At 71.9% G+C, this 12,171-nt stretch carries 13 protein-coding genes; 7 read left to right on the top strand and 6 right to left on the bottom strand.

Annotation, left to right across the window (positions count from 1 at the left end):
* The first annotated feature begins 31 nt into the window (after nucleotides 1-31).
* Both DEI99_RS01620 and DEI99_RS01615 read left to right on the top strand, forming a co-directional pair.
* Entirely contained in the window at nucleotides 32-268 is a 237-nt protein-coding gene (locus tag DEI99_RS01620; RefSeq protein ID WP_071253138.1) for a PTS sugar transporter subunit IIB, read from the top strand.
* A complete protein-coding gene (locus DEI99_RS01615) occupies nucleotides 265-717 on the top strand; it encodes a PTS sugar transporter subunit IIA (RefSeq protein ID WP_111043119.1) in 453 nt (150 codons plus the stop codon). The genes DEI99_RS01620 and DEI99_RS01615 overlap by 4 nt, the downstream gene beginning before the upstream one ends.
* A gap of 100 nt (nucleotides 718-817) precedes the next feature.
* Here the strand turns inward: DEI99_RS01615 and DEI99_RS01610 are convergent, their stop codons facing one another.
* The 6 genes from DEI99_RS01610 to DEI99_RS01585 form a co-directional block, all read right to left on the bottom strand.
* Entirely contained in the window at nucleotides 818-1,552 is a 735-nt protein-coding gene (locus DEI99_RS01610) for a GntR family transcriptional regulator (protein WP_071253142.1), read from the bottom strand.
* A gap of 127 nt (nucleotides 1,553-1,679) precedes the next feature.
* On the bottom strand, nucleotides 1,680-2,255 hold the full coding sequence (locus tag DEI99_RS01605; RefSeq protein WP_181434555.1) for a GNAT family N-acetyltransferase: 576 nt from the start codon (nucleotides 2,253-2,255) through the stop codon (nucleotides 1,680-1,682).
* Between the two features lie 172 nt (nucleotides 2,256-2,427).
* The gene (locus tag DEI99_RS01600; RefSeq protein ID WP_284180914.1) at nucleotides 2,428-4,014 is read right to left on the bottom strand and encodes a dihydrolipoamide acetyltransferase family protein; all 1,587 of its coding nucleotides are present in this window, start codon (nucleotides 4,012-4,014) and stop codon (nucleotides 2,428-2,430) included.
* A gap of 43 nt (nucleotides 4,015-4,057) precedes the next feature.
* Nucleotides 4,058-5,017 carry an alpha-ketoacid dehydrogenase subunit beta gene (locus DEI99_RS01595; protein ID WP_071253213.1) on the bottom strand — a complete coding sequence of 320 codons (960 nt, stop codon included), beginning with the start codon at nucleotides 5,015-5,017 and terminating at the stop codon, nucleotides 4,058-4,060.
* An 89-nt stretch (nucleotides 5,018-5,106) separates the two neighbouring features.
* Complete coding sequence (locus DEI99_RS01590) at nucleotides 5,107-6,240, bottom strand: thiamine pyrophosphate-dependent dehydrogenase E1 component subunit alpha (RefSeq protein WP_071253148.1); 1,134 nt, start codon at nucleotides 6,238-6,240, stop codon at nucleotides 5,107-5,109.
* 23 nt (nucleotides 6,241-6,263) lie between these two features.
* The gene (locus tag DEI99_RS01585) at nucleotides 6,264-7,343 is read right to left on the bottom strand and encodes a histidinol-phosphate transaminase (protein ID WP_111043155.1); all 1,080 of its coding nucleotides are present in this window, start codon (nucleotides 7,341-7,343) and stop codon (nucleotides 6,264-6,266) included.
* Between the two features lie 50 nt (nucleotides 7,344-7,393).
* On the opposite strand from DEI99_RS01585, the gene DEI99_RS01580 reads away from it, so the two are divergent.
* From DEI99_RS01580 to DEI99_RS01560, 5 genes are all read left to right on the top strand, one after another.
* Nucleotides 7,394-7,792: a phage holin family protein gene (locus tag DEI99_RS01580; protein WP_111043154.1), complete on the top strand. Its 399-nt coding sequence runs from the start codon at nucleotides 7,394-7,396 to the stop codon at nucleotides 7,790-7,792.
* Nucleotides 7,793-7,840: 48 nt separating this feature from the next.
* Nucleotides 7,841-8,353: a low molecular weight protein-tyrosine-phosphatase gene (locus DEI99_RS01575; protein ID WP_111043153.1), complete on the top strand. Its 513-nt coding sequence runs from the start codon at nucleotides 7,841-7,843 to the stop codon at nucleotides 8,351-8,353.
* Nucleotides 8,350-9,735 (top strand): adenylosuccinate lyase, encoded by a 1,386-nt coding sequence (gene purB, locus DEI99_RS01570; RefSeq protein ID WP_111043152.1) that lies wholly within the window; start codon nucleotides 8,350-8,352, stop codon nucleotides 9,733-9,735. The genes DEI99_RS01575 and purB overlap by 4 nt, the downstream gene beginning before the upstream one ends.
* 247 nt (nucleotides 9,736-9,982) lie before the next feature.
* On the top strand, nucleotides 9,983-11,230 hold the full coding sequence (locus tag DEI99_RS01565) for a PT domain-containing protein (protein WP_111043151.1): 1,248 nt from the start codon (nucleotides 9,983-9,985) through the stop codon (nucleotides 11,228-11,230).
* A 2-nt stretch (nucleotides 11,231-11,232) separates the two neighbouring features.
* Complete coding sequence (locus DEI99_RS01560; protein WP_284180913.1) at nucleotides 11,233-12,033, top strand: L,D-transpeptidase family protein; 801 nt, start codon at nucleotides 11,233-11,235, stop codon at nucleotides 12,031-12,033.
* Nucleotides 12,034-12,171: the final 138 nt, after the last annotated feature.

The raw sequence follows: 12,171 nt of genomic DNA, 5'->3' as shown, positions 1-12,171 counted from the left end.
TGGTACGAAAACCCTTAACGAGGAGGAAACGATGGCCGACATCAAGGCAGCCGACATCATCGCCGCGCTCGGCGGTGCCGACAACATCGAAGAGGTCGAGGGCTGCATCACGCGCCTCCGCGTCGAGGTCGAGGACGGCGACCTCGTCGACAAGGCCGCACTGCAGGCCGCGGGCGCCCAGGCGGTCGTCGGCGGCGGCACCGGCTGGCAGGTCATCGTCGGCACGGTCGCCGACAACCTCGCGCAGGACATCCAGGACGAGCTGTGACCTCGGTCCGCACCCCCTTCGCCGGCCCGGTCGTCGGTCTCGCCGACGTACCGGACCCGGTGTTCGCCGGCCAGCTCGTCGGAGCGGGCGTCGCGGTGGACCCGACCGGTGTCGAGGGTGCGATCACCGCCGTCGCCCCGGTCGACGGCACCATCGTCAAGCTGCACCCGCACGCCTTCGCGCTGCAGGGCGCCGCGGGCACCGACGTCCTGGTGCACGTCGGGATCGACACCGTGAAGCTCTCGGGCGAGGGCTTCGAGCTCCTCACCACCGAGGGCGCGACGGTCACGGCCGGCGACCCGGTCGTCCGCTTCACCCCCTCGGTGATCAGTGCGGCCGGCTACTCGCCGGTCTGCCCGGTGGTCGTGCTCGGCTCCGCGCCGGACACCGTCGACCAGGGCACGGTGGGCACGTCGGTGCGCGACGGCGACACCCTGTACGAGGTCTGACCCGGCTCCACCCGTTCATCCCGGGTTCTTCCTGCCGAAGCGACTGTGTCCCGCGAACTGTTCGCGGCACACAGTCGCTTTCGCGTATCCGGCCGGGGACTCAGGCGACCGCGGGGGTCGCGGTGACCTCCATCTGCACGCGGTACCGGTCCGACCGGTACCAGCTGCGGGTGTGCTCCACGGGGCGCTCCCCCGCGTAGGACACCCGATCGAACTCGAGCACCGGAGCCCCCGTCTTCGTGCCGAGCAGCGTCGCGACGTCGTCCGCGGCGGGGTTCGCCGCCACGGTCTGCTGCGCGCGGTCGATCGGCGTGCCGTACGCCGTCGCGATGATCGAGTACACGGACCCGGACAGGTCGTGGTCGAGCAACCCGGGGAACGCGTCGGCCACGAGCCACGCGTCGTCGATCGACACCGGGGCACCGTCGGCCATCCGCAGTCGCTTCACGTGGTACGCCGACGCCTCGGCGTCGAGCCGCAGCGCCGCGACCGTGTCGCTCGGCGGCACGCGTTCCTCGCGCACGAGCACGACCGTCGTCGGGACGTGCCCCATCGCGCGCATCTCCTCGGTGAAGGACGCGAGGTGCAGGGTCGACTGCACCGGTCGGTGCGCCACGAAGGTGCCCTTGCCGCGGACCCGCTCGAGGTAGCCCTCGTTGACCAGCTGTCCGAGGGCCTCGCGCACGGTGATCCGCGAGACGCCGTACTCGGTGATGAGCTGCCGCTCGGACGGGATCGCCGCACCGGGGGCGAGCCGCGTCGTCACGAGGTCGAGCAGGATCCGGCGCAGTTGCTGGTGCTTGGGCTCGGCACCCTCGGTGATGTGAGACGTCATCGGCTCCTCGTGCTCCGTCGCTGGTCTGCAGGGTGGTCATGCGCGGACATGACCAGTTCCCATCACAGTAGCGACGGATGCCGGGAACGCCAATGCAGGCGTCGTCGCGCGGCGCCGCGGGGAGCGCTCAGGCGTTCGCGACGAGCCAGGCGAACTGCGCGTCGGAGAGGGCGCGGTCCGCCCAGACCTGGCCCTCGACACCGGGCTCGGTGCGGACGCTGGCGGGTCCCTGCCACACGAGGGACAGCCCGGCCCGACGGAGCACCGCGACCGAGGCGGGGTTGTTCGTGAGCACGCGCCCCGTCACCGGGACGTCGCACGCCGTCTCGGCGGCGGCCCGGACGGCGGCGAGTGCGATCTCGGAGGCGAAGCCCTGGCCCCACGCGGCCGGCGCCAGCCGGTACCCGAGGTTCCACACCCCGCCCACGGTCATGTCGACACCGCCGACGCCGACGAACGCGTGGTCCGATGCGGTCCGGACCGTCCACGACCCCAGCCCGTGCCGTGCCCGACCGCCGATCTTCCGCTGCACCATGTCGACGCTCGAACTGCGGGCGACGTGCCGCCCCGACGGCAGGTGCTGCCAGGTGCCGGCGTCCGAGAAGAGCGCGTGCACGTCGTCGATGTCGGCCGGCGACAGCGCGGTGAGCAGGAGGCGATCCGTTCGGATCTCCTGCGAGGGGGTCAGGAGCTGGTGGACCATGCACCGATCATGCCGCGACCCACCGACATCCGCGTGAACACCACGCGACGAGTCCGCGAGTCGGCACATCGTGAGCAGGAACGGTCGAGTGCCCGCGGGCCACCCGACCATTCCTGCTCACGAACCGCGAACGCGCGCACACGCACACAGCGCGGCCCGTGCGCCGGACCCGTCAGTCGAGCAGGAGCGCCGGCTCCTCGAGCACCGAGGCGACGTCGTGCACGAAGCGCGACGCCACGTCGCCGTCGACGACCCGGTGGTCGAACGATGCGCCGATGGTCGTCACCATGCGGGAGCGGACCTCGCCGTCGACGACCCACGGCTTCGGCTTGATCGTGCCCATGGCGACGATCGCGACCTCGCCCGGGTTGAGGATCGGCGTCCCGGTGTCCATGCCGAACACCCCGATGTTCGTGATCGACACCGTGCCGTTCGCCATCTGCTTCGGCGTGGTCTTGCCGTCGCGGGCGGTGATCGTCAGCTGCTCGAGGGCCTGGGCGAGCTCGAGCAGGGACATGTCCTGCGCGTCCTTGATGTTCGGCACGATGAGCCCGCGCGGGGTCGCGGCCGCGATGCCGAGGTTCACGAAGTGGTGGACGATGATCTCGCTGTCGGTCCAGGTCGAGTTCACCGACCGGTTCCGGCGGACCGCCCAGATGACGGCCTTCGCGACGATGAGCAGCGGCGAGACCTTCACCCCGGCGAACGTCGGCGACGCCTTGAGCCGCTTGACGAACTCCATGGTGTGGGTGGCGTCGACGTCGACGAACAGCGACACGTGCGGCGCGGTGAACGCGGACGTGGTCATCGCGGTCGCGATGGCCTTGCGGACGCCCTTGACCGGGATCGTCTCGCTGCGCACCTCGCCCCACTCGGGCGTCTCGATGTTGCGGAAGACGCTCGCCTGCTTCGCGTGGCGGATGACGTCGTCGCGGGTGACCTCGCCGGCCAGGCCCGTGGCGACGATCTCGGTGAGCTCGACGCCGAGGTCCTTCGCGAGCTTGCGGATCGGCGGCTTCGCGAGCACGTTCGTCGCGACGCTCTGCTTGCGTGCGGGTGCGGTGCCCTGGGCGGTGATCGCCTCGGCGGTGCTCGCCTCGCCCGGGTCGGTCGCCGCCTCGGCCGCTGCCGCGGCGTCCGCACTGGAGGCACGGCTCGCCTCGGCCGCCAGCGCTGCGGCCCGGCGGGCGCCCGGCTTCCGGCGGGAGGGCGACGACGTCGCGGAGCCGTACCCGACGAGGACGGCGCCGGAGGACTCGTCCGAGCCCTGGACGGCGGCGTCGACCGCGACCGGCTGGGCCGGTGCAGCCGTGGGAGCGGCGGCGGCAGGAGCAGCGGCGGCCGGAGCAGCGGCGGGCGCCGGAGCGGGCGGGGTCTGCGCGACCGGCGCCACCGGGGCGGGCGCGGCCACGGGGGCGGGCGCGACCGTCGGCGAGGCCGGGACGCTGTCGGCGACCGGTGCCGGGCCTCCCGAGGGACCAGCAGGAGCCGTGACCGGCGCGCCGGAGGCGACCGACGCGTCGGAGTCGACGCGGATGATCGGCTTGCCGACCTCGACCGTGTCGCCCTCGGACACGAGCAGCCCCGTGACGGTGCCGGCGAACGGCGAGGGCAGCTCGACGAGCGACTTCGCGGTCTCGATCTCGACCAGCACCTGGTCGACCGTGATCTCGTCGCCGATCGCGACGCGCCACTGCACGATCTCGGCCTCGGTGAGGCCTTCACCCACGTCGGGCAGGGGGAATTCGGCGGCGGCCACTACGGCTCCTTCGCGGATCTGGTCGGGCTCGGTGGGGGTCGGGTCAGTAGGCGAGGGCGCGGTCCACGGCCTCGAGCACGCGGTCGGCGTCCGGCAGGTGCAGGTGCTCCAGCTTCGACACCGGGAACGGGATGTCGAAGCCCGAGACGCGCAGCGGCGGCGCCTGCATCGTGTAGAACGCCCGCTCGGCGACCGTCGCTGCGATCTCGCTGCCGACGCTGACGAAGCCGGAGGCCTCTTGCGCGATGACCAGGCGACCGGTCTTGCGGACGGACGCGAGCAGCGGCTCCCAGTCGATCGGGGAGATCGAGCGGAGGTCGATGACCTCGCAGCTCGTGCCCTCGGACTCGGCGAGCTCGGCGGCCTGCATGAGCGTGGCGACCATCGCGCCGTGGCCGACGAGGGTCACCTCGGTGCCGGTGCGGGCGACGCGGGTGGTGTGCATCGGGACGTGGCCGTCGACGAGGTCGACCGGGCCCTTCGGCCAGTAGCGCGACTTCGGCTCGAGGAAGACCACCGGGTCCTTCGAGGCGATGGCCTCCTGGATCATCCAGTAGGCGTCGTTCGGGGTGCTCGGGCTGACGACCCGCAGGCCCGCGGTGTGCGCGAAGTACGCCTCGGGCGACTCCTGGTGGTGCTCGACGGCGCCGATGTGCCCGCCGTAGGGGATCCGGATGACGACCGGCAGCGACATGTGCGCGGGCAGGCGGTTCGCCATCTTCGCGAGCTGCGAGGTGATCTGGTCGAACCCGGGCCAGACGAAGCCGTCGAACTGGATCTCGACCACCGGGCGGTAGCCGCGCAGGGCCAGGCCGATCGCGGTGCCGATGATGCCGGACTCGGCGAGCGGGGTGTCCCGGACGCGCTCGGCGCCGAAGCGCTCCTGCAGGCCCTCGGTGATGCGGAAGACACCGCCGAGCTGGCCGATGTCCTCGCCCATGAGCAGGACCTTGTCGTCCGCCTGCATCGCGGCGGCGAGCCCGGCGTTGAGGGCCTTCGCCATCGGCAGGGTCGGCGTGGGGTCGCTCGGGACCTCGCCGGCGCCCGGGTGGGAGCGCAGGGTGTAGTCGAAGAGCTGCTCGGTGGTGCTCATTAGTGGGCGCTCCCCTCGAAGCCGGCTTCGTACTGTTCGAGCCAGGCCTTCTGCTCGGCGACCAGCGGGTGCGGCTCGCGGTACACGTTGTCGAACATGACGTCGACCGACGGCGGCGTCAGCGCGACCGTGCGGCGGCGGACGTCGGCGGCGATGTCCTCGCCCTCGGCCTCGATCGCGGCGAACTGCTCGTCCGTCGCGCCCTTCGAGCGCAGGTACGCCTCGGAGCGGACGATCGGGTCGCGACGGACCCAGCCCTGCAGCTCGTCGTCGCCGCGGTACCGGCTCGGGTCGTCCGAGCTGGTGTGCGCGCCGATGCGGTAGGTGTCGGCCTCGATGAACGCCGGGCCCTGGCCGCTGCGGGCGTGGTCGGTGGCGACGACCGACGCGGTGTACGACGCCAGGATGTCGTTGCCGTCGATGAGGACGCTCGGGATCCCGAAGCCGCGCGGGCGGTCGACGAGCGGGGACGGCGACTGCACCGTCACCGGGACCGAGATGGCCCAGTGGTTGTTCTGCAGGAAGAAGACGACGGGGGCCTTCGTCGACGCGGAGAACACGAAGGCCTCGTTCACGTCGCCCTGGCTCGTCGCGCCGTCGCCGAAGTACACGATGGAGCATGCGTCGCGGTCGGGGTCGCCGGTGCCGACGTCGCCGTCGAGCTTCTGGCCGAGGGCGTACCCGGTCGCGTGCAGCGTCTGGGAGCCGATCACGAGCGTGGAGATGTGCGTGTTGCCGCGCTGGTCCGGGTCCCAGCCGCCGTGGGTCTGCCCGCGGTACATCGCGATGATCTCCATCGGCTCGACGCCGCGCTGCATCGTGACGGCGTGCTCGCGGTAGGACGGGAACACGTGGTCCTGGGCGCGCAGGGCGAAGGCGGAGCCGGTCTGCGCGGCCTCTTGCCCGTGGCTCGGCACCCAGAGGCCGAGCTGGCCGGTGCGCTGCAGGTTGTGACCAGCGTGGTCGAACCGACGGGTCAGCACCATGCGGCGGTGCATGGCGAGCAGCGTCTCGTCGGGGATCGCACGCGCGGCGGCGGCGAACTCGGCGTTCTCGTCGGTCTCCACGAACCGCCCCTCGGGGTCGAGGAGCCGGACGGTGGTCGTCGCGGGAGCCGCGGCGCGGAATGACATGCGGGCCAGCGTAGCGGCAGCCATCAGTCGGCCACCTGGAGGTCCCCCACAAGCGAGCGGGCCGTTTCGAGGAGCGTTCCCACAGCCTCGTGCTCGCCGATCGAGATGCGCACGCCCTCGTCGGCGAAGGCGCGGACGATGATGCCGGCGCGCTCGAACGCCTCGGCCGCGACGGCGGTGCCGGGCCCGGTCGGCAGCCACACGAAGTTGCCCTGCGCGTCCGGCACGGCCCAGCCCTGCTCGCGCAGGTCGGCCACGACACGGTCCCGCAGCGTGGCGATCTCGGCGACCCGCTCGAGCAGTTCGTCCTCGCGCTCGAGGCTCGCCAGCGCGGCGGCCTGCCCCTGCGCCGTCACGGAGAGGGGGATCGCACACGCGCGGACGGCATCGAGCACGTACACGGGACCGATGGCGTAGCCGACCCGCAGGCCGGCCAGCCCGTACGCCTTCGAGAAGGTGCGGAGCACGACGAGGTTCGGGTACCGCTCGAGCAACGGGTGACCGTGCACGGCGGACGCGTCGGTCACGAACTCGGCGTAGGCCTCGTCGAGCACGACCAGGACGGACTGCGGCACCGCGGCCATGAACGACGCGAACTCGGCAGCGGTGACGACCGGACCGGTCGGGTTGTTCGGCGAGCACACGATCACCATGCGGGTGCGCTCGGTCACCGCCGCGGCCATCGCGTCGAGGTCGTGCCCGCCGTCGGGACGGTTCGGCACCGGCACGCTCGTGGCGCCCGCCACGGTGACGACGCCGGGGTAGGCCTCGAAGGACCGCCAGGCGTACACGACCTCGTCGCCGGGGCCGGAGGTCGCACGCGCCAGCTCGTGCAGGATCGCGACGCTGCCGGGTGCGACGTGGACCTGGTCCGCGGTGACGCCGAAGCGCTCGGCGAGTGCGGCCCGGACGGCGAGCGCCGTGGCGTCGGGGTAGCGGTTGTACGCGGTCTGCGCCTGCACGGCCTGCACCACACCGGGCAGCGGCGGGAACGGGTTCTCGTTGCTGGACAGCTTGAAGGCGGAGGCCTCGGCCTGGCGGCCCTGCTTGTAGGCGGGGAGGACGGCGACCTCGGGCCGGATGTGCACACGCTGCTCGCTCACCCGGCCAGGCTACCGGCACGCACGCGGGGACCCGCGGGCATCATGGGTGCATGCGATTCCTCGTCCGCCTCGTCGTCAACGCCGTCGCGCTCTGGCTCACCACGCTCATCGTCCCCGGTGTCGCCGTGCACGCCTTCGGCGACCAGGGCACGGTCGCCACCGTGCTGACCTACCTGCTCGTGGCGTTCGTCTTCGGCCTCGTCAACGCCGTCATCGGCACGATCATCCGCATCGTCGCCTTCCCGCTGTACGTCCTGACGCTCGGGCTCATCTCGTTCGTGGTGAACGCGGTCCTGCTGCTCATCGTCGCCGGGATCTCGGAGGCGTTCGGCTTCGGGCTCGACGTCGACTCGTTCGGCTGGGGCATCGTCGGCGCCTTCGTGCTCGCGGTGTTCGCCTGGCTGATCGGCCTGTTCGTCCGCCCGGTGCTGCGCCGGCAGCGCGCGTGACCCGAGGGGACCTCGCGGTCGTCGGCCCGCCTGCGTCATGATGTGCTCATGACCCAGGACGCCGACGCCCCGTTCCGCGTCTCCTTCGTCTGCAGCGGCAACATCTGCCGCTCCCCCATGGCCGGCGTCGTCTTCGCACAGCTCGCCGCCGACGCCGGTCTCGCCGACCGGTTCCAGGTCGAGTCGGCCGGCACCGGGGACTGGCACGTCGGCGAACCCGCCGACGAGCGCACGATCGCAGCGCTCGCGGCGCGCGGATACGATGGCAGCAGGCATCGCGCCCGTCAGTTCGACCCGGACCGGTTCCCGGACCTCGACCTGGTGGTCGCACTCGACCGCTCCCACGAACGCGTCCTGCGATCGTGGGGACCGACCATGGACGACGCCGCCAAGGTGACGCTCCTGCTGCGGTACGACGACGCCTGGCCCCAGCAGACCGACGTGCCCGATCCGTACTACGCGGACCGCCACGAGTTCGACCGAGTGCTCTCGACCGTCGAACGGGCCTGCCGGGCGCTCTTCCACCAGCTCGAGCCGGCCGTCCGTCAGGGAGCCCCATGACCCCCCTTCCCCCGCAGCCGATCAGCCCGCTCGACGGGCGGTACTACCCGATCGTGCACACCGTGGGCGAGCACCTGTCCGAGGCCGGGCTCAACCATGCGCGCGTCCTCGTCGAGGTCGAGTGGCTGATCTTCCTGACCGACCACGCGATGTTCACCACCTCGCCGCTCAGCGTCGACGACAAGGCCGCCCTGCGCCGCATCGTCGAGACCTTCGGCCAGGACCAGATCGCCGAACTCGCCGAGATCGAGGCGACGACCCGCCACGACGTCAAGGCCGTCGAGTACTTCGTGCGCCGCCGGCTGTCCGAGCTCGGTCTCGACGCCATCGCCGAGCTCACCCACTTCGCGGCGACGAGCGAGGACGTCAACAACCTGTCCTACGCCCTGACCGTGCGGGACACCGTCGAGCAGGTCTGGCTGCCGGGCTTCCGCGCCGTGCTCGACACGCTTCGTGCCCTGGCCGTCGAGCTGAAGAGCATCCCGATGCTGTCGCACACGCACGGACAGCCCGCGACCCCGACCACGCTCGGCAAGGAGCTCGCGGTGGTCGTGTACCGCCTCGAGCGCGTGCTCGCCCAGATCGAGGGCGGCGAGTACCTCGGCAAGTTCTCCGGCGCGACCGGCACCTTCTCGGCCCACCTCGCCGCCGACCCCGAGGCCGACTGGCCGACGCTGTCGCGGGAGTTCGTCGAGGGCCTCGGGCTCACCTGGAACCCGCTCACCACGCAGATCGAGTCGCACGACTGGCAGGCCGAGCTGTACGACCGGGTCCGCCACGCCAACCGCATCCTGCACAACCTGGCGACCGACGTCTGGACCTACATCTCGATGGGGTACTTCACGCAGATCCCGGTGGCCGGTGCCACGGGCTCGTCGACGATGCCGCACAAGATCAACCCGATCCGCTTCGAGAACGCCGAGGCGAACCTCGAGATCTCGTCCGCGCTGTTCTCGACGCTGTCCGAGACGCTCGTGACGAGCCGCCTGCAGCGCGACCTGACCGACTCGACGACCCAGCGCAACATCGGCGTCGCGTTCGGCCACTCGTTGCTCGCGCTCGACAACCTGCGTCGTGGCCTGGGCGAGATCGCCGTGAACGAGACGCGGCTGGCCGAGGACCTCGATCACAACTGGGAGGTCCTCGCCGAGGCGATCCAGACCGTCATCCGCGCCGAGGTGACCGCGGGGCAGTCCTCGATCGAGGACCCCTACGCCATGCTCAAGGAACTCACCCGCGGCAAGCGCGTCACCCAGCAGGACCTGGTGGCGTTCGTGAACGGCCTCGACATCTCGGACGGCGCGAAGGCCCGGCTGGCGAACCTCACGCCGGCGACCTACACGGGGCTGGCCGACGAGCTCGTCGACCACCTGGAGGTCTGACCGACCACGCGGGTCGCGTCGAGGACGCGGCCACCTGACGGAACGGGAGGCCCGTGGCTGCGCAGCCACGGGCCTCCCGTTCCGTCGTCCGGTCACCACCCGGGCGTTCCGCGGGGCGCAACGATCCGGAACAGACAGGTGCGGAATCCTGATCGTATTGATAGGTTCGGTGTGCTGAGTACATCTCAGCACGGGGGGAGTCGCAGTGGATGAACCCTGTCAACCGACCGGATGGACTTCCAACACCGTGATTCGTTCCCGCATCGCCGCGGCCGCCGTCGGCGCCACCGTGCTCGGCGTCAGCGCCGTCCTCGTGCCCACCGCCTCCACCGCTCAGACCGCCGTGACCTCGGCCTCGCCGATCGTGACGTGGGCCGACACGGCCTCCGCGTTCAAGGCCGTCCCGGCCGACTCGGACACGATCCCCCTCAACGACCAGCTCTACTTCCTGCCGCTGAGCAGCGCGGACAACGAGTCGATCACCGAGGTCGCCACGCTCGACGAGGACGGCCTGTCCGTCTCCGACGGTGAGGGCGTCGCCCTGATCCGCGGCCTGACCAAGCCGGTCGCCGCGAAGGACCTCGGTGCGCTCGCCGGCAGCATCCAGCTCACGACCACGGGTGCGACGAGCTTCGGCCTCGCCGTGCAGGCGAAGGACGACGCGTCCGACCAGTCGCTCTACTACTCGGTGGACGGCGAGTGGTACGACAGCGACACCGGCGAGACGGACACGACGGCGGAGTTCGCCGCGGACCTCGAGCGCAACGACTCCCAGGTCGTCGGCTACATCGCCTTCGTCGGCGTGGACGTCGCCGACGGTCTCGTGACCACGCCGCCCGCCGAGGAGCCGACGCCGGCCCCGACGGACGAGCCCACCGCGGAGCCCACCGCCGAGCCGACCGCTGAGCCGACGGCGGAGCCCACCGCCGAGCCGACCGCTGAGCCGACGGCGGAGCCCACCGCCGAGCCGACCCCGACGGAGACCCCGTCCGCCGAGCCGACGGCCCCCGCCGTGCCGGGCGACCTGAAGAGCCTGGCCGCGCCGCTCGAGTCGAGCTCCCAGGCGCTCGCCGCCGACGCCAGCGGTTCGATCAGCGCCCTGCGCGTCGACGACACCACGACGTACTTCACGCCGCAGCCGACCGCAGCCGTGCGTGCCGTCGCAGCCTCCACCAGCCTGACCGAGGCCACCACCACCGGTGTCCGCGTGCAGGGCTCGGGTTTCGCGCCCTACGAGACGGTCACCGCAGCCATCGGTGACGAAGCGGACGCCACCGTGATCCCGGGCGTGCAGTTCACCGCGGACGCGGACGGCAACGTCAGCGGCTCGATCGTCCTGCCCGCCGACCTCGTCGACGCGGCCGGCACCTACGCGCTGGGCCTCGTCGGTCTGTCGTCGGCGCAGTCGGCCACGACCGCGATCGTCATCACCGCCGATGCGGGTACCGCACCGGTCGCCGTCCCGGTGCCCGGAACGGCTGCCTTCACGGGCTGATCTTGCCGATCCTCCCGACCGAGCCACGGCGGCGCGCGACCCTGGTCGCCGCCGCCGTGGCCGTCGTCTGCGCGGGGGCGGTGGCGTTCGTCGCCCTCGGCCCCCTGTCAGCGGCTCCCGCCCCCACGCCCACCCGGTCGGTCGCCGCCTCGACGCCGACCCCCACCCCGACGCCGTCGGCGTCACGGGCACCGGTCGACGGTGTCGACGCCCCCGCGAGCACCACCGTCGCGGCCGTCCGCGGCGCCGAGGTGCAGGTCAGCGCGACCGCGGGCGGCGCGGTGTCCCAGACCCTGTCGAACCCGCAGGAGTCCGGCGCCCCGCGTGTCTTCCGCGTGGTCGACCAGCAGGACGGCTGGGTGCAGGTCCAGCTCGCCCAGCGCCCGAACGGCTCCGTCGGCTGGGTGCGTTCGAGTGCGGTGTCCCTGTCCGAGGACCCGTACGCGATCGTCGTCACCCGCTCGACCAAGACCCTCGACCTGTACAAGGACGGCGAGGTCGTCGAGAGCTACCCGGTCGCCACGGGCACCGGCGGGACCCCGACGCCGACCGGCTCCTTCGCCCTGACCGAGCTCCTGGCCCCGACGAACAGCGGCTACGGCCCCTACGCCTACGGCACGACGGCGTTCTCGGACGTCATCAACTCGTTCGGTGGCGGCCCCGGCCAGATCGGCCTGCACGGCACCGAGGACGCGTCGAGCATCGGCACCGCCGCCTCGCACGGCTGCATCCGCATGCACAACGACGACATCACCGCCCTGGCCGAGCTGCTGCCGCTCGGCACGCCGTTCCAGGTGCGCTGACGGCCGCGCACCGCACCGCACCGCTCCCCGCTCCTTCGCTCCTTCGCTCCTTCGTGAGCAGCAACGGTCGGGTCCCGTGACGGGACCCGACCGTTCCTGCTCACGAAGCGGGTCCGCCGCGGCGCAGGACCGGACGGA

Source organism: Curtobacterium sp. MCLR17_036 (assembly GCF_003234445.2).
GTDB lineage: Bacteria > Actinomycetota > Actinomycetes > Actinomycetales > Microbacteriaceae > Curtobacterium.
The sequence above is the reverse complement of the archived record's forward strand: the minus strand, read 5'-3'. Positions and strand labels throughout refer to the sequence as shown.

What these genes read in the sequence shown, in the direction of transcription:
- DEI99_RS01620 (WP_071253138.1), top strand. Translation starts at nt 32, where the DNA reads ATGGCCGACATCAAGGCAGCCGACATCATCGCCGCGCTCGGCGGTGCC.
- DEI99_RS01610 (WP_071253142.1), bottom strand. Translation starts at nt 1,552, where the DNA reads ATGACGTCTCACATCACCGAGGGTGCCGAGCCCAAGCACCAGCAACTG.
- DEI99_RS01605 (WP_181434555.1), bottom strand. Translation starts at nt 2,255, where the DNA reads ATGGTCCACCAGCTCCTGACCCCCTCGCAGGAGATCCGAACGGATCGC.
- DEI99_RS01595 (WP_071253213.1), bottom strand. Translation starts at nt 5,017, where the DNA reads ATGGCGAAGGCCCTCAACGCCGGGCTCGCCGCCGCGATGCAGGCGGAC.
- DEI99_RS01590 (WP_071253148.1), bottom strand. Translation starts at nt 6,240, where the DNA reads ATGTCATTCCGCGCCGCGGCTCCCGCGACGACCACCGTCCGGCTCCTC.
- DEI99_RS01580 (WP_111043154.1), top strand. Translation starts at nt 7,394, where the DNA reads ATGCGATTCCTCGTCCGCCTCGTCGTCAACGCCGTCGCGCTCTGGCTC.
- DEI99_RS01575 (WP_111043153.1), top strand. Translation starts at nt 7,841, where the DNA reads ATGACCCAGGACGCCGACGCCCCGTTCCGCGTCTCCTTCGTCTGCAGC.
- purB (WP_111043152.1), top strand. Translation starts at nt 8,350, where the DNA reads ATGACCCCCCTTCCCCCGCAGCCGATCAGCCCGCTCGACGGGCGGTAC.